The sequence below is a fragment of the Pseudomonas fluorescens genome (assembly GCF_000967965.1).
In the GTDB taxonomy this organism is placed as follows: domain Bacteria; phylum Pseudomonadota; class Gammaproteobacteria; order Pseudomonadales; family Pseudomonadaceae; genus Aquipseudomonas; species Aquipseudomonas grandcourensis.
This window is the reverse complement of sequence record NZ_LACC01000012.1, coordinates 12,614-32,132: the sequence shown is the minus strand read 5'-3', so window position 1 is coordinate 32,132 and position 19,519 is coordinate 12,614. Positions and strand designations below refer to the sequence as shown.

20 protein-coding genes and 1 pseudogene are annotated in these 19,519 nt (G+C 60.8%); 12 read left to right on the top strand and 9 right to left on the bottom strand.

The features are described from left to right. Nucleotides 1-2: 2 nt before the first annotated feature. Entirely contained in the window at nucleotides 3-623 is a 621-nt protein-coding gene (locus tag VC35_RS09890; protein ID WP_008047831.1) for a TetR/AcrR family transcriptional regulator, read from the top strand. Nucleotides 624-726: 103 nt separating this feature from the next. On the opposite strand, the gene VC35_RS09885 is transcribed toward VC35_RS09890, so the two are convergent. The 3 genes from VC35_RS09885 to VC35_RS09875 all read right to left on the bottom strand — a co-directional run bounded on the left by VC35_RS09885 (nucleotide 727) and on the right by VC35_RS09875 (nucleotide 2,557). Then, complete coding sequence (locus VC35_RS09885) at nucleotides 727-1,590, bottom strand: phasin family protein (protein ID WP_046039623.1); 864 nt, start codon at nucleotides 1,588-1,590, stop codon at nucleotides 727-729. A gap of 10 nt (nucleotides 1,591-1,600) precedes the next feature. Then, nucleotides 1,601-2,023 (bottom strand): phasin family protein, encoded by a 423-nt coding sequence (locus VC35_RS09880; RefSeq protein WP_008047828.1) that lies wholly within the window; start codon nucleotides 2,021-2,023, stop codon nucleotides 1,601-1,603. Between the two features lie 258 nt (nucleotides 2,024-2,281). Then, complete coding sequence (locus VC35_RS09875) at nucleotides 2,282-2,557, bottom strand: polyhydroxyalkanoic acid system family protein (protein WP_015093124.1); 276 nt, start codon at nucleotides 2,555-2,557, stop codon at nucleotides 2,282-2,284. Between the two features lie 155 nt (nucleotides 2,558-2,712). Here VC35_RS09875 and ubiE point away from each other — a divergent pair, with 155 nt between their 5' ends. The 11 genes and pseudogenes from ubiE to VC35_RS30295 all read left to right on the top strand — a co-directional run bounded on the left by ubiE (nucleotide 2,713) and on the right by VC35_RS30295 (nucleotide 10,811). After that, nucleotides 2,713-3,483, top strand: a complete 771-nt coding sequence (gene ubiE, locus VC35_RS09870; protein ID WP_007989286.1) for a bifunctional demethylmenaquinone methyltransferase/2-methoxy-6-polyprenyl-1,4-benzoquinol methylase UbiE — start codon at nucleotides 2,713-2,715, stop codon at nucleotides 3,481-3,483. After that, the gene (locus VC35_RS09865) at nucleotides 3,483-4,106 is read left to right on the top strand and encodes a ubiquinone biosynthesis accessory factor UbiJ (RefSeq protein ID WP_046039619.1); all 624 of its coding nucleotides are present in this window, start codon (nucleotides 3,483-3,485) and stop codon (nucleotides 4,104-4,106) included. The genes ubiE and VC35_RS09865 overlap by 1 nt, the downstream gene beginning before the upstream one ends. Further along, nucleotides 4,103-5,707 carry a ubiquinone biosynthesis regulatory protein kinase UbiB gene (ubiB, locus tag VC35_RS09860; protein ID WP_046039617.1) on the top strand — a complete coding sequence of 535 codons (1,605 nt, stop codon included), beginning with the start codon at nucleotides 4,103-4,105 and terminating at the stop codon, nucleotides 5,705-5,707. The genes VC35_RS09865 and ubiB overlap by 4 nt, the downstream gene beginning before the upstream one ends. Before the next feature lie 81 nt (nucleotides 5,708-5,788). Next, nucleotides 5,789-6,190, top strand: a complete 402-nt coding sequence (hisI, locus tag VC35_RS09855; RefSeq protein WP_007989281.1) for a phosphoribosyl-AMP cyclohydrolase — start codon at nucleotides 5,789-5,791, stop codon at nucleotides 6,188-6,190. Next, nucleotides 6,183-6,515, top strand: coding sequence for a phosphoribosyl-ATP diphosphatase (locus tag VC35_RS09850; protein WP_046039615.1), 333 nt, complete (start codon nucleotides 6,183-6,185; stop codon nucleotides 6,513-6,515). Before hisI ends, VC35_RS09850 begins: the two co-directional genes overlap by 8 nt. Before the next feature lie 25 nt (nucleotides 6,516-6,540). After that, entirely contained in the window at nucleotides 6,541-6,813 is a 273-nt protein-coding gene (locus VC35_RS09845) for a twin-arginine translocase TatA/TatE family subunit (RefSeq protein ID WP_007989280.1), read from the top strand. 10 nt (nucleotides 6,814-6,823) lie between these two features. Further along, on the top strand, nucleotides 6,824-7,276 hold the full coding sequence (gene tatB / locus VC35_RS09840; protein ID WP_046039612.1) for a Sec-independent protein translocase protein TatB: 453 nt from the start codon (nucleotides 6,824-6,826) through the stop codon (nucleotides 7,274-7,276). After that, nucleotides 7,273-8,067 carry a twin-arginine translocase subunit TatC gene (gene tatC / locus VC35_RS09835; RefSeq protein ID WP_046039611.1) on the top strand — a complete coding sequence of 265 codons (795 nt, stop codon included), beginning with the start codon at nucleotides 7,273-7,275 and terminating at the stop codon, nucleotides 8,065-8,067. Before tatB ends, tatC begins: the two co-directional genes overlap by 4 nt. Continuing rightward, on the top strand, nucleotides 8,064-8,771 hold the full coding sequence (locus VC35_RS09830) for a 16S rRNA (uracil(1498)-N(3))-methyltransferase (RefSeq protein WP_046039609.1): 708 nt from the start codon (nucleotides 8,064-8,066) through the stop codon (nucleotides 8,769-8,771). The genes tatC and VC35_RS09830 overlap by 4 nt, the downstream gene beginning before the upstream one ends. A 123-nt stretch (nucleotides 8,772-8,894) precedes the next feature. Continuing rightward, nucleotides 8,895-9,956: pseudogene (locus VC35_RS30300) on the top strand (methyl-accepting chemotaxis protein); the annotation flags it as partial. Beyond that, entirely contained in the window at nucleotides 9,939-10,811 is an 873-nt protein-coding gene (locus VC35_RS30295) for a methyl-accepting chemotaxis protein (protein ID WP_404942352.1), read from the top strand. The pseudogene VC35_RS30300 and the gene VC35_RS30295, both read left to right, overlap by 18 nt. Before the next feature lie 209 nt (nucleotides 10,812-11,020). On the opposite strand, the gene mdoH is transcribed toward VC35_RS30295, so the two are convergent. The 6 genes from mdoH to VC35_RS09795 form a co-directional block, all read right to left on the bottom strand. Further along, nucleotides 11,021-13,591, bottom strand: a complete 2,571-nt coding sequence (mdoH, locus tag VC35_RS09820) for a glucans biosynthesis glucosyltransferase MdoH (protein WP_046039604.1) — start codon at nucleotides 13,589-13,591, stop codon at nucleotides 11,021-11,023. Next, complete coding sequence (locus VC35_RS09815; protein ID WP_046039603.1) at nucleotides 13,584-15,398, bottom strand: glucan biosynthesis protein G; 1,815 nt, start codon at nucleotides 15,396-15,398, stop codon at nucleotides 13,584-13,586. The genes mdoH and VC35_RS09815 overlap by 8 nt, the downstream gene beginning before the upstream one ends. A gap of 321 nt (nucleotides 15,399-15,719) precedes the next feature. Beyond that, entirely contained in the window at nucleotides 15,720-16,157 is a 438-nt protein-coding gene (gene dtd / locus VC35_RS09810; RefSeq protein WP_008047807.1) for a D-aminoacyl-tRNA deacylase, read from the bottom strand. Then, nucleotides 16,154-17,125, bottom strand: a complete 972-nt coding sequence (gene pip, locus VC35_RS09805; protein WP_046039602.1) for a prolyl aminopeptidase — start codon at nucleotides 17,123-17,125, stop codon at nucleotides 16,154-16,156. Before pip ends, dtd begins: the two co-directional genes overlap by 4 nt. 104 nt (nucleotides 17,126-17,229) lie before the next feature. Next, on the bottom strand, nucleotides 17,230-18,135 hold the full coding sequence (locus VC35_RS09800) for an alpha/beta hydrolase (RefSeq protein ID WP_046039601.1): 906 nt from the start codon (nucleotides 18,133-18,135) through the stop codon (nucleotides 17,230-17,232). Between the two features lie 208 nt (nucleotides 18,136-18,343). Continuing rightward, nucleotides 18,344-19,300, bottom strand: a complete 957-nt coding sequence (locus VC35_RS09795; protein ID WP_046039600.1) for a choline ABC transporter substrate-binding protein — start codon at nucleotides 19,298-19,300, stop codon at nucleotides 18,344-18,346. Between the last annotated feature and the right edge of the window lie 219 nt (nucleotides 19,301-19,519).

Here is a 19,519-nt window from a genome sequence, read left to right as displayed (position 1 = left end):
GGATGAAAACCCGCGACCGGATCCTCGAATGTGCCCTGCAGTTGTTCAATCAAAAGGGCGAACCGAATGTCTCCACCATGGAAGTTGCCAATGAAATGGGGATCAGCCCGGGCAACCTCTACTACCACTTCCACGGCAAGGAACCGCTGATTCTCGGGCTGTTCGAACGCTTTCAGAGCGAACTGGCGCCCCTGCTCGATCCACCGGCCGATGCCGAACTGGCGCCCGAAGAATACTGGCTGTTCCTGCACCTGATCGTCGAACGCCTGTCCCATTACCGGTTCCTGTTCCAGGACCTGTCGAACCTCGCCGGACGCCTGCCGAAGCTGGCCAAGGGCATTCGCAACCTGCTCAACGCACTCAAGCGCACACTGGCGTCGCTGCTGGCACGATTGCAGGCACAAGGGCTGCTGGTCAGCGATACCCAGGCACTGGGGCAACTGGTGGAGCAGATCACCATGACGCTGCTGTTCTCACTGGATTACCAGCGGATTCTTGATCGTCAGGGCGAGGTGCGATTGGTGGTTTACCAGATCATGATGCTGGTGGCGCCGCACCTGCTGCCGTCGATGAAGGCGGCGACCGAACAGATGGCGATGGAGTATCTGGAAGACCACGAGTAATCCTGATACCGACCAACCCTGTGGGCTTGTGTCGCTCAGAGATTCACGCGCAAACAAAAACGCCCGGCCTTCACAGGCCGGGCGTTTTCTTGAGCCCTGAAAATCAGGACTGACTGGTTGGCGTCGATGGAGCCGGCGCGACAGTCGGGGTGACAGCAGGGGTCGGTGCGGTCGCGGAGTTCGATGCGCTGACCGGAGCTGCCGGCGTTGCCGGTTTGGCAGCTGCCACTGCTGGTTTTGGCGCGGCGGCTTTTGGAGCTGCCGGCTTTTTCACCGCTGGTTTTTTCGCCGCAGCAGGTTTGGCTGCTGGCTTGGCGGCAGCTGGCTTGGCCGCTGCAGTTTTCGCTGCAGGCTTGGCGGCCGGTTTAGCAGCGGCTTTTGCAGCTACCGGCTTGGCCGCTGGTTTTGCCGCGGCCGGTTTGGCGGCTGCAGTTTTAGCCGCAGGCTTGGCAGCAGGTTTAGCCGCTGCTTTTGCCAGTGGCTTGGCTGCGGTTTTGGCGGCCGGCTTGGCAGCAGGCTTGGCTGCTGCGGTTTTCGCCGCAACAGGCGCAACCTTGGCACCGGTCAGTTTTTCGATTTGCTTGGTCAGGGTTTCGACCTTGCTGTGCAGTGCCTTGACTTCGTTGCGGCTCGGTACGCCCAGACGCGAAATGGCGCTGTTCAGACGCTTGTCGAAAGCACCTTCCAGCTCATCCCACTTGCCCAGTGCGCGATCTTTCACGCCGCTGATGCGCGATTTGGCCGAAGAAGCGGAGTCCTTGGCGGCGTCGACAGTCTTGCCAACAGCGCTCTTGGTGAGCTTCTCGGCTTTCTCGCCGTCTTTAACCAATGCATCGAAGAGTTTGCTGCCGTCAGTGTCGATCTTCGAGTACACGCCTAAACCAGCCAGCCAGATTTTTCGGGAGTAATCTTCAACCTTCCCGATCCACGAGCTGCCTTCTTTTTCGGTTTTCTTTTTAACAGCCATCCCGTTCTCCTTAAGATTTACGCGCGACACGTTCGAGCAATGCCGTCAGCTCATCGAGCTTAGCAGAGAGTGTCTCAACGTCATGTTTAGACGGAATACCGATACGATTCAAGGCACTTGCGACGCGCGTGTCGAACGCCTTCTCGACCTTGTCGAGTTGAACTTCGACACGACCTTTGAAAGTGCTGACTTCACTCTTGGCTTCATCGATCTCGGCATTGGCCGCTTCAAGTTTCTCGGCGACTACCTTTTTGCCTTTCTTTTCAACAACCTGACCAGCCTTGATCAGTTCTTGAAAGTACTCGCTGCCCTCTTGGCCGACCTTGGTGTAGGCACCCAGGCCTGCCAGCCAGATCTTGCGGGCATAGGATTTGACGTCGCCCAGCGTGCCGGTCGACGGGTCGATTTTTTTCTTCAAAATAACTTTGGCCATGGTGCACCTCACGCGCAGAAGGTTTGAGGAACTGCCCGGGTAAGTGTCGGGCTCTGGCACAAAGTAGGGAGAAAAATTAGAAACGGCACCCTAACAAATGACATAAATCGTCGGGCGCGCGCCATAAAAAATGTAGGAGTGAGCCTGCTCGCGATGACGGAGTGTCAGCCAACATCAATGTTGTCTATTTAACCGCTATCGTCGGAACGCCGCCCGGAGCCGGCTCACTCCTACAAGGGATGTGATTTCAAGGGGAAATCAGACCAACGCCTTGTCCAGCGCCTTTTCGATTTCCGCTTTGATCATGCCGCTCATGGCCGACATCATCAGGCCCAGTTCCACGTCGACCTTGATCGAATCTTCACTGACATGCACCGCGCCCTTCACACCCGAGCGCTTGAGGTTCAGGGTGTCGCCGGACCACTGCGGCTCCAGGCCATACTGGTCGGAAAGTTTCTGCGCCAGCTTGTCGGCCTTTTCGCGAGCCGCTTCCTTACCCAGGCCATGGGCACGTTCAACACTAATACGGGCCATCGAATGACTCCTGCTTTATGGATGCTTTCCCGAGGCATCTTGACCTCTGCTGCGTCAAAACGTCCCGATGGTTGCCCATCTTACCTTCAGCCTTGCCAAGACAAAGCATGCCTTGGGGATTAGAATGTCGCGCATTCTCTTTTGGTGACAGCGATATGACTGATCAGCGCAAAGGCAGCGATGCCGAACCCACCACTCACTTCGGCTTCAAAAACGTTCCGGAAAGCCAGAAAGCGGAAAAAGTCGCTGAGGTTTTCCACTCGGTAGCCGCCAAGTACGACCTGATGAACGACCTTCTGTCGGGCGGCATGCACCGTCTGTGGAAGCGTTTTGCGATCGAATTGTCGGGCGTGCGCACCGGTAACCGCGTGCTGGACATTGCCGGCGGTACCGGCGATCTAACCCGCAAGTTCTCGCACCTGGTAGGCCCGACCGGCCAGGTCGTGTTGGCCGACATCAACGAATCCATGCTCAAGGTCGGTCGTGACCGCCTGCTGGACCTCGGTGTGGCCGGCAACGTCGAATTCGTCCAGGCCGACGCGGAAAAACTGCCGTTCCCGGACAACCATTTCGACTGCGTGACCATCGCCTTCGGCCTGCGCAACGTGACCCACAAGGAAGATGCCCTGCGCTCGATGCTGCGCGTGCTCAAGCCTGGCGGCCGCTTGCTGGTGCTGGAGTTCTCCAAGCCGACCAACGCGCTGATGTCCAAGGCCTACGACGCCTACTCGTTCGCCTTCATGCCGCTGATGGGCAAGCTGATCACCAACGACTCGGAAAGCTACCGCTACCTGGCCGAATCGATCCGCATGCACCCGAACCAGGAAACCCTGAAGTCGATGATGGTCGAGGCCGGTTTCGACCGCGTGACCTATCACAACATGACCGCAGGCATCGTTGCCCTGCACCGCGGTATCAAGCCCTGATGCTGCTCGCCGGCCTGCTCGCCAGCGTTGAACTCGGCCTGAACCGGGTGCTGCGTCTCGACAGCACGGCGCTGCCGCGGCTGGCGCACTTGACCGGCAAAGTGATTGCCGTCGATTGTCGCAGCCCGGCGCTGCAACTGTTCATCCTGCCCAGCGACGAAGGCCTGATGCTCGCTTCCCAGTGGGAAACCGGCGCCGACTGCACCTTGCGTGCACCGGCCTCGAGCCTGCTGAAACTGGCCATGCGCAAGGACAAGACCTCGATCCTGCACAGTCCTGAAGTCGAACTCGACGGCAACAGCGGCGTGCTGCTGGAGCTGGCGGCGATCCTCCAGGACCTTGAGCTGGACTGGGAGTACGAACTCTCGCGCTGGCTGGGCCCAGTGGCCACGCAACTGGTCGGCGGTCACCTGCGCAGCCGCGCCCGCTGGTATCAGCAAGGCTTTGCCAGCCTGGGCCAGAACCTGGGCGAATACCTGGCCGAAGAATCGCGCACCCTCGTCGGGCAGCGCGAGGCCGAAGCCCGATTCAGTGAACTGGACCAGATCAAGCTCGATCTGGAACGTCTCGAGGCGCGTTTCGAGCGCCTTTCCCGATCCCTCGACCCAAGCGATAACGCATGAAGCTGCTTGCCGTCCGCCGTTTGTTGCGCATCCAGCGCGTCGTGATCCGCTACCGCCTCGATGACCTGCTGTTCGCCCTGCCGCTGCCCTGGTTTCTGCGGGCGCTGCGTTACGCCTTGCCGTGGCGCTGGTTCCCGCGCAAGACACTGGACCTGAGCCGTGGCGCGCGCTTGCGCCTGGCATTGCAGGACCTGGGGCCGATCTTCATCAAGTTCGGGCAGATCCTGTCCACCCGTCGCGACCTGCTGCCCGAAGACATCGCCGACGAACTGATGAAGCTGCAGGACCGCGTACCGCCGTTCGACTCGCAGGTGTCGGTCAAGCTGATCGAGGAACAGCTGGGCAAGAAAATCAGCGAAGTGTTCAGCCGTTTCGACGTCGAACCGTTGGCCTCGGCCTCGGTGGCACAGGTGCATGCCGCGCAACTCAAAACCGGTGAAGAAGTGGTGGTCAAAGTGATCCGCCCTGGCCTCAAGCCGGTGATCGCCCAGGACCTGGCGTGGCTGTTCATCCTCGCCCGCGCCGCCGAAAAACTCTCGGCCGATGCGCGCCTGCTGCATCCGGTGGACGTGGTCAGCGATTACGAAAAGACCATCTACGACGAACTCGACCTGCTGCGCGAGGCGGCCAACGCCAGCCAGTTGAAGCGCAACTTCGACGGTTCGCCGCTGCTGTACGTGCCGCAAGTCTATTGGGACTGGTGCCGACCGAAAGTGCTGGTGATGGAGCGTATCTACGGCATTCAGGTCACCGATCTGGCAACCCTCGCCGACCAGCGCACCGACATGAAAATGCTCGCCGAACGTGGCGTGGAAATTTTCTTCACCCAGGTGTTCCGCGACAGTTTCTTCCACGCCGACATGCACCCCGGCAACATTTTCGTCAGCACCGTGAATCCGTGGAGCCCGCAGTACATTGCGATCGACTGCGGCATCGTCGGCAGCCTGACCCCGGAAGACCAGGATTACCTGGCGCGCAACCTGTTCGCCTTCTTCAAGCGCGATTACCGTCGCGTGGCGCAGTTGCACATCGATTCGGGCTGGGTGCCGGCGGAAACCAAACTCAACGAATTCGAAGCAGCGATCCGTACCGTGTGCGAGCCGATCTTCGAAAAACCGTTAAAAGATATTTCCTTCGGCCAGGTGCTAATGCGCCTGTTCCAGACCGCGCGCCGCTTCAACATGGAAGTGCAGCCACAGTTGGTCCTGCTGCAAAAAACCCTGCTGAACATTGAAGGCCTGGGCCGCCAGCTGTACCCGGACCTAGACTTGTGGAACACCGCGCAGCCGTTCCTCGAACGCTGGATGCGCGAGCGGGTCAGCCCCAAAGCCCTGCTCGGCAACGTGCACAGCCAGTTCGAGCAGATCCCGCACCTGGCCAACATGGCCCGCGACCTGCTCGAACGCATGTCCCAGCCCCACGCCTACGGCCCGCCACCTGCGTGGCACCGACGCCGTGACGACTGGTTCCTGCGCCTGCTCGGTACGGCACACCTGGCCGGTGGCGCCATCCTTGCCGCGGGCGGTCCGCTGAACCAGTTGGCCTATTGGCCGGCGGGAATCATGATGGCCGTCGGTTTGTATCTGGTCGTGCGCCGATAGCCAGTTGTGTGAACGACTGGCACACTGTTTCAACGCCTGAGCTCGGCTATTGAAGTGTCGAGCCCGCTGTCGGAGTCGAAGATGAAAAACTGGCTGGACGAGATCAAGTGGGACGCTGACGGCCTGGTGCCGGCCATCGCCCAGGATCACAAGACCGGGCGCGTCCTGATGATGGCCTGGATGAACCGCGAAGCACTGGAACTGACCGCTGCCGAGAACCGTGCAATCTACTGGTCACGCTCCCGTGGCAAGCTGTGGCGCAAGGGCGAAGAGTCCGGCCATGTGCAAACCCTGCACGAGATGCGCCTGGACTGCGACGCCGACGTGATCATCCTGATGGTCGAGCAGATCGGCGACATCGCCTGCCATACCGGCCGCCAGAGCTGCTTCTACCGCGTCTATGAGAACGGCGACTGGACAACCGTCGACCCGGTCCTGAAAGATCCGCACGCCATCTATTCCGCAGGGCACAAACATGAGTGACACTCTCACCCGCCTCGCCGAGGTACTCGAAGAGCGCAAAGGCGCCGCTGCCGACAGCTCGTACGTCGCCAGCCTGTACCACAAGGGCTTGAACAAGATTCTGGAAAAAGTCGGCGAAGAGTCGGTCGAAACCATCATTGCCGCCAAGGACGCCGCCGTCAGCGGCGACTGTAGCGATGTGATCTACGAAACCGCCGATCTGTGGTTCCACAGCATGGTCATGCTCGCCCAATTGGGGCAGCATCCACAAGCTGTACTCGATGAACTGGACCGTCGTTTCGGTCTCTCCGGACACGCCGAGAAAGCCTCGCGCCCGTCCGTCTGAATAACTATTAGAGAGGAGCAGCAGCATGGGCATTTTTGACTGGAAACACTGGATCGTCATCCTGGTTGTCGTGGTACTGGTGTTCGGCACCAAGAAACTGAAAAACCTCGGCACCGACGTCGGCGAATCGATCAAGGGCTTCAAGAAAGCCATGAACGACGACGAAAAACCGGCCGACCCGAATGCGACCCCGGCCCAACCGGTTCCACCGGTACAGCCTCAGGCCTCTGTAAACCAGCCGCACACCATCGACGTGCAGGCACAGAAAGTCGAAGAGCCGATCCGCAAAGACGTGTGAGCACTGACTAATGTTTGGTATCAGCTTCTCTGAACTGCTGCTCGTCGGCCTCGTTGCCCTGCTGGTGCTGGGTCCCGAGCGCCTGCCGGGCGCTGCGCGCACCGCTGGCCTGTGGGTCGGGCGTCTGAAGCGCAGCTTCAACGCAATCAAACAGGAAGTTGAACGTGAAATCGGTGCCGACGAAATTCGTCGGCAACTGCACAACGAGCACATCCTGTCGCTTGAGCAGGAGGCGCGGAAAATCTTCACGCCGACCCAGCAGGAGCCGACGCCGGTGGAACACGTGGGCGAGCAGACGATTCATGCGCCTGCCGCTACCGTCGACCCGACACCTGCTCCCGTTGTAGCGCCTGTCGAACCTGCGCCTGTTGTTGCAGCCACTCCGATTGAACCCGTTACACCGGCGGCTGCGCCCGTTGCGCCGGCCCCTCATGACCCAACACTGCCGCCGCGAGCCCCATGAGCGATCTTCCTGAAAACGACCAGCACATGCCGCTGGTTTCGCACCTCACCGAGTTGCGCACCCGCCTGCTGCGCTGCGTAGCGGCGATCTTCATCATCTTTGCCGGGCTGTTCGCCTTCACCCAGCAGATCTACACCTTCGTGTCGACGCCGCTGCGCGCGTACCTGCCCGCCGGCGCTACGATGATTGCCACTGACGTGTCGTCGCCGTTCCTGACGCCACTGAAGTTGACGATGATGGTCTCGCTGTTCCTGGCCATCCCGGTGATCCTGCACCAGATCTGGGGCTTCATCGCCCCCGGCCTGTACAAGCATGAAAAGCGCATTGCTGTGCCATTGCTGATGTCCAGCATCGTGTTGTTCTATGCCGGCATGGCGTTCGCCTACTACCTGGTGTTCCCGTTGATCTTCAAGTTCTTCGCCGCCGCCACCCCGGCCGGTGTGGAAATGATGACCGACATCACCAGTTACCTCGATTTCGTCATGACGCTGTTCTTCGCCTTTGGCGTGGCGTTCGAAATCCCGGTGGCCGTGGTGCTGCTGGTGTGGATCGGCGTGGTCGACGTCAAATACCTGAAGAAAATCCGCCCGTACGTGGTCATTGGCTGCTTCGTAGTCGGCATGATCCTGACACCGCCGGACATCTTCTCGCAGACCCTGCTGGCCGTGCCGATGTGGCTGTTGTTCGAGATCGGCATCCTGTTTGGCAGCCTGATCAGCAAGCGTGGCGAGCATCCGGACGACCAACCGGCTGACGATCACAACGACCAGCCGCCAGCGACCCAAGCGTGAACCTGCTGCTCCTTGAAGAGGCCGATTTCATTGCGGCCGACCGCGCGGTCCTGTGTGATCGCCGGTTGACCCACATGCAGGAAGTCCATCGCTGCGAAGTCGGTGACAGCATGCGCGTCGGGCGAATCGGCGGCTTGATGGGTTCGGCCGAAGTGCTGCGCCTGGACGCCGATGAAGCGGAATTGCGCGTCACCCTCGACCAACCGCCACCAGCCAAGCTGCCATTGACCCTGGTATTGGCCCTGCCACGGCCCAAGATGCTGCGCAGGGTGTTTCAGACCGTGGCGGCCATGGGTGTGCCACGGATCGTGCTGGTCAACAGCTATCGCGTCGAGAAGAGCTTCTGGCAGACCCCCTTCCTGGAGCCAGAGGCGATTCGCGAGCAGTTGATCCTCGGCCTCGAACAGGCCCGGGACAGCGTGCTGCCGGAAGTCGTGATCGAGAAGCGCTTCAAGCCCTTCGTCGAAGATCGTCTGCCGGCGATCACCGAAGGCACCCTCGGCCTGGTGGGGCATCCGGGCAATTACCCGCCCTGCCCTCGCGCACTCAGTGAACCGGTGACCCTGGCCATTGGCCCCGAGGGTGGCTGGATTCCCTACGAGATCGACCTGCTGGGCAAGTCCGGGCTGCAACCGGTGCAATTGGGCGAACGCATCCTGCGCGTTGAAACCGCCGTGACCGCGCTGCTGGCACGACTTTTCTAATCCCGGACACAATCCCACAGGTCTGTCATCTGCCCTGGATGATCAGCCACCTGTACTACAGAACTTCGCACGCCGGCCGATAACCTCCCCATAAAACCAAATTGTGGTCAGGGGAGTTTCAGCATGTACCAATGGCTAGCCGAGAATCTGGGAAACGTCAGCGTCAAACGCAAGCTGGGGATCGGCTTCGGCCTGGTGCTGTTACTGACCCTGCTGATCACCTTCACCGGCTGGAACGGCCTGAGCGGCGTAACCAGCCGTGGCGATAAACTCGGGTTCATCGCCAGTCTCAACGACCTGACCAAGGACCTGCGCATTGCACGCCTGGATTACGAGATGCGTCGCGGTGAACAAGGTCCCGGCGCCGTCAACGATCTGTTGGGCAAGCTAGAAAGCGGCCTGCAGACCGCCCGCGGCCTGATCGAGCAACCGGCCGATACGGCCATGGTCGATCAACAACTGGCCGCTGTCGCCGAATACCGTCGCGCCTTCAACGAAATGACCCAGGCCGGCGCCCAGCGTGAAGACGCCCGCAGCAAACTCGGCGCCACCGCCGACAACGCAGTGGCCCGCGTCGCCGAAGTGGAAAAATCCATGCTGCAAGGTGACAGCGTGGCGGCGTTCAACAGCGTCATCGACCTGAGCAAGCTGATCCAGCAGGCGCGCTTCCAGGTTCGCGGCTACACCTACAGCGGCAAGAACGAAGCCGAACAGCCAGCCCTCGACGCGATCGACAACGCCCTGAAGAACCTCGAGAGCCTGCCGGCCAAACTGCCTGAAGAACACATCGCCAACCTGCAACAGGCAACAGATTCGCTGAAGGCCTACCGCGCCGCCGTCAGCCAGTTCCGCGACTCCCAGGTGGCCAGCGCCAAGGCCCTGGCACGCATGTCCGTCCAAGGCAACATCCTGTTGGACATGAGCCAGAAACTCACCGTCTCGCAAACCGTCGTGCGCGACACCGACGCCGCCCATGCCAAGAACATGCTGAGCCTCGCCACCGTGCTGGCCATCGCCTTCGGCCTGCTGGCCGCCTGGGCGATCACCCGGCAGATCATCATTCCGTTGAACCAGACTCTGGTCGTGGCCCAGCGCGTCGCCAGTGGCGACCTGACCCACAACCTGACGTCGCAGCGCCGTGACGAACTCGGCCAGTTGCAGCGTGCCATGCAGAGCATGACCCAGGGCTTGCGCGAACTGATCGGCGGCATCAGCGATGGCGTCACGCAGATCGCCAGCGCCGCCGAAGAGCTGTCTGCCGTCACCGAGCAGACCAGCGCCGGGGTCAACAGCCAGAAGATTGAGACCGATCAGGTCGCCACCGCCATGAACGAAATGGCCGCCACCGTGCAGGAAGTTGCGCGCAACGCCGAAGAAGCCTCCGAAGCCGCCGTCGCCGCCGACCAGCAGGCCCGCGAAGGCGACAAAGTGGTCGGTGAAGCCATCGCCCAGATCGAACGCCTGGCCAAGGAAGTCGGTCATTCCACCGAGGCCATGGGCGAACTCAAGCGCGAAAGCGACAAGATCGGTAGCGTGCTCGACGTCATCAAGTCCGTGGCCCAGCAAACCAACCTGCTGGCGCTCAACGCTGCGATTGAAGCCGCCCGCGCCGGTGAAGCCGGGCGTGGTTTTGCCGTGGTCGCCGACGAAGTCCGCAGCCTGGCCCAGCGTACCCAGAAGTCCACCGAGGAGATCGAAGAGCTGATCGTCGGCCTGCAAAACGGTACCCAGCAAGTGGCGACCATCATGGACAACAGCCGCACCCTGACCGACAGCAGCGTCGAACTGACCCGCCGCGCCGGTGGCTCACTGGAAAGCATCACCCGCACGGTGTCGGCGATCCAGGCGATGAACCAGCAGATCGCCGCAGCCGCCGAACAGCAGAGCGCTGTGGCCGAGGAGATCAACCGTAGCGTGCTGAACGTGCGGGATGTGTCGGACCAGACTTCGGCGGCGAGTGAAGAGACGGCGGCGTCCAGCGTTGAGCTGGCACGGCTGGGGACGCATTTGCAGATGCTGGTGGGCAAATTCAGGGTTTGAGGTGATCCGCATACCTCGGTTTACTCAGGACCGAGGTGATGCCTTCGCGGGCAAGCCCGCTCCCACGGGGAATTGCGTTGTACACACAACCTTGTGGGAGCGGGCTTGCCCGCGAAAGCGTCCGACCAGACGCTGCCGTTACAGCATCTGGTGCGAGCTCAAGAACAAACTTCAAGCCATAAAAAAACCCGCTTTCGCGGGTTTTTCTATTATGCCAACTGGGGCTGTTCGCTCATTGGCTTGAGCGGCAGCAGCGGTGCGTGGGGGTCGGCCTTGACCGACTTACGCCAGGCGCCCAGCCACTCTGGGTGACCTTCGCTCCAGACCTGCTCATGCAAGCGGGCCAATGCCACCGGGTCGCTCAACAGTTGCACACGCTCGTTGTTGGTCAGGCCTTCAGGTCCAACCTTCATAGCGTGGCGAACCCGCTCGATCCGCAACCACTCAATCGGCTCAGCCTGATTGTGCCGGGAGGTCGCCAGCGAGCACGCCAGGGCGTTCTGCTGTGGATCGACCACCGAACGGACGAAGCCGTCGTTCAGCGCATGCCAGCGGTTTTCGTGGGTGTACTGGTCGGTTGCCAGCAAGGCCTGCGGCGGATTGTATTCCTCGGGGATCAGGAACAGGCTCTCGTCACGGGACTTCAGGCCCAGGCCGACACGGCTGGAGATCACCGACACCGGGATCGACAGCATCAGCGAACCGACGATCGGCACCAGCCACCACAGGAAGCTCGGGTTCAGCCAGATCACTAGCATGGCCCAGAAGAAGCCCAGCAGGGTTTGCGGGCCGTGGCGCTTGACCGCTTCGCTCCATGGCGTGGAGTCGTCGTCACGTTGCGGCGAGTTCCAGGTCGCGGCCCAGCCGAGGAACGCGGCGAGGACGAAACGGGTGTGGAAAATCATCCGCACCGGCGCCAGCAGCATGGAAAACAGCATCTCCAGCAGCATCGACAGGGTCACCTTGAACTTGCCGCCAAACTCTTTCGCGCCCTTGGCCCAGATCAGGATGATGCTCAGCAGTTTCGGCAGGAACAGCAGCACGATGGTGGTCGAGAACAGCGCAATCGCCTTGTCCGGGTGCCATTGCGGCCACAGCGGATAGAGCTGACGCGGTTCGAGGAAGTACTGCGGCTCCATCAGCGTGTTGACCGCCAGCAGCGCGGTCGACAGCACCAGGAAGAAGAACCACAACGGCGCCGACAGGTAGGACATCACGCCGGTCAGGAACACTGCGCGGTGCACCGGGTGCATGCCCTTGACCAGGAACAGGCGGAAGTTCATCAGGTTACCGTGGCACCAGCGACGGTCACGCTTGAGTTCGTCCAGCAGGTTCGGCGGCAGTTCTTCGTAGCTGCCCGGCAAGTCGTAGGCAATCCACACGCCCCAGCCTGCACGGCGCATCAACGCAGCTTCAACGAAGTCGTGGGACAGGATCGAGCCGGAGAACGCGCCTGTACCGGGCAACGGCGCCAGGGCGCAGTGGTCGATGAACGGCTTCATGCGGATGATCGCGTTGTGGCCCCAGTAGTGCGACTCGCCCAGTTGCCAGAAGTGCAGGCCGGCGGTGAACAGCGGGCCATACACACGAGTGGCGAACTGCTGCATGCGCGCATACAAGGTGTCCATGCCCGACGCACGTGGCGCGGTCTGAATGATCCCGGCGTCCGGCGTGGCTTCCATCAGGCGTACCAGACTGGTCAGGCACTCACCGCTCATCACGGAGTCGGCATCGAGTACGACCATGTACTTGTAGTCACCGCCCCAGCGACGGCAGAAGTCGTCGAGGTTGCCGCTTTTACGTTTTACGCGACGACGGCGGCGACGGTAGAAGATCTTGCCGAAGCCCCCGGCTTCTCGGCAGACATCCAGCCAGGCCTGTTGCTCGGCAACACAGATATCGGCGTCGTTACTGTCGCTGAGGACGAAGAAGTCGAAGCGGTCCAAGTCACCCGTGGCCGCCACCGACTCGAAGGTCGCCCGCAGGCCGGCGAATACCCGTGGCACGTCTTCGTTGCAGATCGGCATCACCAGTGCGGTGCGGGCATCTTTCGGAATCGGCTCGTTGCCGGCACTTTTACCGGAGATACGGTATTTATCGTGACCGGTGAGCAATTCGAGGAAGCCCATCAGCGCGGTCCAGAAACCGGCCGATACCCAGCAGAACAGAATCCCGAACAGGATCAGGATGCTGGTCTGCAAGGCATACGGCAGCACTTGCGTGGCGGTTTGCAGCAGCGGCTGGTGCAGCACTTCGTTGAGGTCGACGAACGACCAGCCCTGGTACGGCATGATGCCTTTCATGTACCAGCCGGCGACGATGGTCTGGCCGAGCATCAGCAGCAACAGAATGTAGCGACGGATCGAACCTACGGTACGCCAGCGCGCGGCCGGCAGGACACGCTCATCCTTCGGCGGCTTCGGCGGGTTGGTACGACCGGTCATCCGACGCCAGCCACGCACCAGAATGTTGGTGCGCCACGGCTCTGGCACGACCTTGGTCCGACGGATCGGCGGGGTCGCCTTGAGGCAGACTCGGCCGTTGGCGTCGAGCACCAGCATTTCCGCGTCCTGCAGCTCTTCGGCAGTGCTCAGGGTCAGGCGTTTGCCCACCGAAGCCTGCGCGGCTTCGGTCGGGGCGTCGAATGTCGACGATGACAGGCGTTCATGCAATTCGCTGAAAGACTGGCAGCCCGCGAGTTCCGCGCGCTGCTCGTCGGTCATCGGCAGATGCGCCAGATACTCGGAAAGAGTTTCTGGCCGTACTTGAGAGTTACTCATCGGCAGGCAACTGATAGCTCCAGGTCTCGGTCAGGACTTCTTCAGTCGGGGCCGATTCCGGTGTGGCTGGGGCCGCGTCGGCAGCAACAGGCTGCTTGGCGTCTTTATTGGTCTTGTCCTTGGCATCTGCAACAGGCTTCGCTTCAGCCTGTTTGGCCTCCGCTTGTTTGGCTTCCTTGTCCGCTTTCTCTTGTTGCTTGGCGGCAACCTTGTCGGCCTTGGCAACCGAAGAGTTCGACGCTGGAATCGAAGTCTTGGCCAGGTCCGCCGGCACGATGTTCTGCACCAGTGCGGCACGCATCTCGGTGGACTTGCCCGGATCCTTGATCTTCATCCGCAGGGTCAGGCGCCAGCCCTTGGTTTCAGGGTTGTAGCGCACGCTGTTTTCCACCAGCTCGGCGTTGTCGCCGACGCTGACCTGGCTGCGAACTTCCGCATCGGCCGGCAATGCCGCCAGGGACGGGCCTTCGAAGTCCACCAGGTAGGCAACGCTGCCGTCCGGCTGACGAATCAGGTTTGACTGCTTGACGTCACCGGTGGAACGCAGGGTCTGTTTGACCCAGGCGCTGTCCGGCGCGTGAATCGTGTCTTCATCCATGGTCCAGTGCATACGATAAGCGACATCGAGCGGCTGGCCAGGTTCCGGCAATTTTTCCGGGTTCCAGAAAGCAACGATGTTGTCGTTGGTTTCGTCGGCGGTCGGAATCTCGACCAGGTCGACGGTGCCCTTGCCCCAGTCACCCTTCGGCTCGATCCAGGCGCTTGGACGCTTGTCGTACCGGTCGTCGAGGTCTTCGTAGTGGCTGAAGTCGCGGCCACGTTGCAGCAGACCGAAGCCGCGCGGGTTTTCCACGCTGAAGTTGCTCACAGCCAGGTGCTTCGGATTGTTCAGCGGACGCCAGATCCACTCGCCGTTGCCGGCATGGATCGCCAGGCCGCTGGAGTCGTGCAGCTCGCGACGGTAGTTCAGTACTTTCGACGGCTGGTTGGCGCCGAACAGGTACATGCTGGTCAACGGGGCGATACCCAGCTTGCCGACTTTGTCACGCAGGAACATCTGCGCCTTGACGTCGACGATGGTGTCGCTGCCCGGACGCAGGGTCAGGCGATAGGCACCGGTGGCACGAGGTGAGTCCAGCAGGGCGAAGATCACCAGGTGCTTGTCACCTGGCTTGGGCTGCTGAATCCAGAACTCGCGGAAGCGCGGGAATTCTTCGCCGGACGGCAATGCGGTATCCAGCGCCATGCCGCGAGCGGACAAACCATAGACGTGACCCTTGCCAACGACGCGGAAGTAGCTCGCGCCGAGCATGGTCATGATTTCGTCTTGCTTGTCGGCCTTGTTGATCGGGTACAGCACACGGAAACCGGCATAGCCCAGTTGTTCGGTGGCCTTGGGATCGAACTGCATGTCGCCGAAGTCGAAACGACTCGGGTCGTACTTGATCTCTTCGACGGTGTTCGCGGTGATTTCGTTGATTTTCACCGGCGTATCGAAATGCATGCCCTGGTGATAGAAGGACAGCTTGAACGGCGTCTTCTGATCAGCCCACTCGGCTTTTTCCGTCAGAAAACGAATTTTCTGATAGTCCGCGAATTTCATGTCGCGGAACTCGTTCGGCAGGTTACTGCGCGGCGCTTCGTATTTCTGCGCGGCCAGTTCTTTTGCCTTGGCCGATACATCATCCAGACTGAATGCCCAAAGCTGACCGCCGCTGAGCAGGCAGAGCAGTGCAGAGCCCGCTACCAGGGCGCTGCGTAACCGTTTGGCAGACAATTTTGGTGCGTTACAGGGACTAACAATCACGAGCAACCCTCGCCGAAAACAGATCAAAAAACCAACGGCCAGTTAAAGGGTCTGCTCGGTGTACGGTATGAAAAAACCGCCCTTGCAAACCACTCTTGCCAAGTTGGCGAGCATTGTTCCGACTCCGCTGGGGCGAAATGATTCCCCAATCGGATCCGGACAAGTCTCTACCTAAGTCAAAATGGACCAACGAACGCTGATCCCCGTAGCGCGGGATTATCTAGCAGGCCGCGTTACAACGCATCAGGGGTAACAAAGTATTTATCGCGAAAAAGCCCTGTTTTCAGTCGAAATGAACGTAAAAACTTGTTTCAAACGCTTTCAGGTCTGTAACAGGAAGGTTACCGGGCCATCATTGACCAGGTGTACCTGCATATCCGCGCCGAATCTACCTGATGCCACAGTGCCATGCACCTGTTTCGCTTTGCTTAATAGATAGTCGAACAGTTCCTCGCCCAGCGCCGGAGGGGCCGCGGTCGAGAAACCCGGACGCAGCCCGCTTTTGGTATCGGCAGCCAGGGTGAACTGAGAGACCAGCAGCAGCCCTCCGCCCACATCCGCCAAGGACAGATTCATCTTGCCCTCAGCATCGCTGAATACTCGATAGTTAAGCAGCTTATTAAGAAGTTTGTCGGCGCTAGCCCGCGTATCGTCGGGCTCGACGGCTACCAGGACCAGCAATCCCTGATCGACGGCACCCACGATCTCGCCCGCGACCTCGACCCGCGCGCCGCGCACCCGCTGCAGCAGGCCCTTCATGCTTCTTCAGGCGGCAGGTCGAGCAGACGCCGGGCCATCTGATCGGCGGCGCGTACCAGCGCGTCGGTGATGCCAGGCTCGGAAGCGGCATGACCGGCATCGCGGATGACCTGCAGCTCGCTGTTCGGCCAGGCTTGATGCAATTCCCAGGCGTTATCCAGCGGGCAGATCACGTCATAGCGCCCATGAATGATCACGCCGGGCAAATGGGCGATCTTGCCCATGTTGCGGATCAACTGGTTCTGCTCCAGGAACGCGTTGTTGGTGAAGTAGTGGCATTCGATGCGGGCAATCGACAATGCACGTTGTGGTTCGGAGAAGCGATCGACTACCAACGGGTTGGGACGCAGGGTCGCGGTGCGGCCCTCCCAGGTCGACCAGGCCTTGGCCGCGTGCATCTGGGCAATCTGGTCGTTGCCGACCAGGCGCTTGTGGAACGCGGTGAGCAAGTCGTCGCGCTCGTCCAGCGGGATCGGCGCGATGTAGTCCTGCCAGTAATCGGGGAACAGGCGGCTGGCGCCAGCCTGGTAGAACCATTCGATTTCCTGCGGACGGCAGAGAAAGATCCCGCGCAGGATCAGGCCGTGCACACGCTCAGGATGGGTTTGTGCGTAGGCCAGCGCCAGGGTCGAACCCCAGGAGCCGCCAAACAGCACCCATTTGTCGATGCCCAGGTGCTGGCGGATCCGCTCGAGGTCGGCGACCAGGTCCCAGGTGGTGTTGTTTTCCAGGCTGGCGTGGGGAGTGGAGCGACCGCAACCGCGCTGATCGAAAGTGACAATGCGATAGAGGTTGGGATCAAAAAAACAACGACTCTGGGCATCGCATCCGGCACCGGGGCCGCCGTGGATGAACACCACCGGCAAACCTTCCGGTGAACCGCTTTCGTCGACGTACAGGGTGTGGGTTTCGTCGACGGCCAGATCGTGCCGGGCGTGGGGTTTGATCTGCGGGTACAAAGTCTGCATTGCGCGCTCCGTAAGGGGTCGAGGTCATCCCTGGGGGGACTTCTATTATTCTGCCGTTGGGCATCATAAACCCGAATTACGTCAATGAGCATGCCCGCGCGAAGTCAGAGTTTTTCCGCAAGATAACCAGACAAGGTTTCGTACAGCGCATCGACCTCGGCCACCTGCCCGCGAGCCCGTAAACAGCCATGGACCAAACCTTCGCCGACATACAGAGTGGCAACCACGCCCGCGGCATTCAGTCGCTCGGCATACAGCACGCCGTCATCACGCAACGGGTCGAATTGCGCCACGGCGATCAATGCCGGTGGCAGTCCGCTGAAATCCGTGGCGAGCAATGGCATGGCGTAGGCGTTCGGATGGTGGGTGCCTTGCAGGTAAAGCGCGTGATAGCAATCGACGTCACTGCTGCTGAGTAATGGCGCGTCGATGCACTCACTGCGCGACGGCAGGCGGTGATCGCCGCCCAACCCCGGATAAATCAGCACCTGCGCGCACGGCACCGGCTCGCCGGCATCGCGCAGCGCCAGGCACAACGCCGCCGCGAGGTTGCCACCGGCACTGTCGCCAGCCACCAGCGTACGCTCCGGGTCGAGCTTATTCGGCCCGGTGCGCAGTGCTCGCCAGACCTTCAGGCAATCATTGAACGCGGCGGGAAACGGATGCTCCGGTGCCCGGCGGTAATCGACGGCGACCACCCGTACACCGAGAGTCGATGCCCATTCGGCGCAGATGAAATCGTGGGAATCGAGGTCCCCCACCACCCAGCCGCCGCCATGCAGATAAACGATGCACGACGCACCGCTGGCCGGTGGCTGATAGGAACGAACCGCAACACCGTCCAACTCGAAATCGACCACATGCAACCCGGCGGGGCGTGCAGGGGTAAACGCCCGGCACATCTCGCTGTAGGCCTGGCGCAATCCGGTGATTCTGCTGTCGGCGCTGTTGAAACTCAGGGTTTTGTCGACGAATGCCGTCATCTGTTTGGAAAGCGGGTAAGGAGCCATGAGCCTGGTGCCCGTTGATTCAGAGGGTTTGGATTGAAATGATCCCTGTGGCGAGGGAGCTTGCTCCCGTTGGGCTGCGAAGCAGCCCCATATTGCACGACTCGCTGTTTAACTGACTCACCGTGGCGCTAAACTTGCGAGTGCTGCGCACTCGGACGGGAGCAAGCTCCCTCGCCACAAAAGCCTTTTGTTCACAAAGACCTTGGGGTCAATTCTTCAGGCTGGCCTGAACCGTCGCCACACCATCCTTGCCATCGAAACTGCTGACACCCGCCAGCCAGCGCTGCAAGTCTTCGGGATGATCACGCAGCCATTTTTTCGCGACATCCTGAGCCGTTTGGCGCTCCATGATCGGCACCATCAACTGGCTTTCCTGGGCGGCGGTGAACGTCAGGTTTTCCAACAGCCGATTGACGTTCGGGCAGCGCTCGGCGTAATCCGGGGCAGTCACGCTGGAGACGGTTGCGGCACCTTCATTCGGGCCGTACACGTCCTCACTGCCGGTCAGATAGTCGATCTTCATGTTGATGTTCATCGGGTGCGGGGTCCAGCCGACGAACACCACGAACTCCTTGCGATTCACTGCCCGCTGCACGGCCGCAAGCATGCCGGCTTCACCGGACTCGATCAGTTTGAAATCCTTGAGGCCAAAGTGATTGGTCTCGATCATGGTCTTGATCGTGGTGTTGGCGCCACTGCCCGGCTCGATGCCGTAGATCTTGCCGCCGAGCTGATCCTTGAATTTGGCGATGTCAGAGAAGGTTTTCAGGCCGGCCGCTGCAACATAGTCAGGGACCGCGAGGGTGGCTTGGGCATCGGCCAGGCTCGGCTTGTCCATGACCTTGACCTGATTGGCAGCCACGAAAGGTGCGATGTTTTTATCCATCGCCGGTTTCCAGTAGCCGAGGAAGATGTCCAGGCGTTTGTCGCGGATGCCGGCGAAGATGATTTGCTGCACGGCGCTGGTTTGCTTACTTTCGTAGCCCAGACCGTTGAGCAACACATCGGCCATGCCGCTGGTGGCGATCACGTCGGTCCAGTTCACCACGCCCATGCGCACGGTTTTGCAGGAGGAGTCGTCCGCGGCCATGGCGCCGGCGCTAAATAGAGCGGCGCCACAGAAGATTGAGAGACAGCGGGTGAACAGACCTTTGGGGCTTGTCATAGAGAGCATTCTCGTGCGGCAGCGGATTATTGTCGGGGCGGTGTCTTTGTGCACCGTGGCGAGAACATTACGCAGCAGACGAGCGGTGAAAGCGACCTGTGGCGACCGTGTTTTGCACGGTGGCGACAAAAAAAGATCGCAGCCTTCGGCAGCTCCTACTTAGTATTGCGAACACCGGTAGGAGCTGCCGAAGGCTCGGGCCGCGTTCGGACGATCTTT

Bases quoted from the DNA above. Each gene is read 5' to 3' on its own strand.
- VC35_RS09865 (WP_046039619.1), top strand. From the start codon at position 3,483: ATGCTGCTCGCCGGCCTGCTCGCCAGCGTTGAACTCGGCCTGAACCGG.
- ubiB (WP_046039617.1), top strand. From the start codon at position 4,103: ATGAAGCTGCTTGCCGTCCGCCGTTTGTTGCGCATCCAGCGCGTCGTG.
- VC35_RS09885 (WP_046039623.1), bottom strand. From the start codon at position 1,590: ATGGCTGTTAAAAAGAAAACCGAAAAAGAAGGCAGCTCGTGGATCGGG.
- hisI (WP_007989281.1), top strand. From the start codon at position 5,789: ATGAAAAACTGGCTGGACGAGATCAAGTGGGACGCTGACGGCCTGGTG.
- tatB (WP_046039612.1), top strand. From the start codon at position 6,824: ATGTTTGGTATCAGCTTCTCTGAACTGCTGCTCGTCGGCCTCGTTGCC.
- tatC (WP_046039611.1), top strand. From the start codon at position 7,273: ATGAGCGATCTTCCTGAAAACGACCAGCACATGCCGCTGGTTTCGCAC.
- VC35_RS30295 (WP_404942352.1), top strand. From the start codon at position 9,939: ATGCAGAGCATGACCCAGGGCTTGCGCGAACTGATCGGCGGCATCAGC.
- mdoH (WP_046039604.1), bottom strand. From the start codon at position 13,591: ATGAGTAACTCTCAAGTACGGCCAGAAACTCTTTCCGAGTATCTGGCG.
- VC35_RS09845 (WP_007989280.1), top strand. From the start codon at position 6,541: ATGGGCATTTTTGACTGGAAACACTGGATCGTCATCCTGGTTGTCGTG.
- VC35_RS09795 (WP_046039600.1), bottom strand. From the start codon at position 19,300: ATGACAAGCCCCAAAGGTCTGTTCACCCGCTGTCTCTCAATCTTCTGT.
- VC35_RS09800 (WP_046039601.1), bottom strand. From the start codon at position 18,135: ATGGCTCCTTACCCGCTTTCCAAACAGATGACGGCATTCGTCGACAAA.
- VC35_RS09880 (WP_008047828.1), bottom strand. From the start codon at position 2,023: ATGGCCAAAGTTATTTTGAAGAAAAAAATCGACCCGTCGACCGGCACG.
- VC35_RS09875 (WP_015093124.1), bottom strand. From the start codon at position 2,557: ATGGCCCGTATTAGTGTTGAACGTGCCCATGGCCTGGGTAAGGAAGCG.
- VC35_RS09850 (WP_046039615.1), top strand. From the start codon at position 6,183: ATGAGTGACACTCTCACCCGCCTCGCCGAGGTACTCGAAGAGCGCAAA.
- dtd (WP_008047807.1), bottom strand. From the start codon at position 16,157: ATGAAGGGCCTGCTGCAGCGGGTGCGCGGCGCGCGGGTCGAGGTCGCG.
- VC35_RS09890 (WP_008047831.1), top strand. From the start codon at position 3: ATGAAAACCCGCGACCGGATCCTCGAATGTGCCCTGCAGTTGTTCAAT.
- pip (WP_046039602.1), bottom strand. From the start codon at position 17,125: ATGCAGACTTTGTACCCGCAGATCAAACCCCACGCCCGGCACGATCTG.
- ubiE (WP_007989286.1), top strand. From the start codon at position 2,713: ATGACTGATCAGCGCAAAGGCAGCGATGCCGAACCCACCACTCACTTC.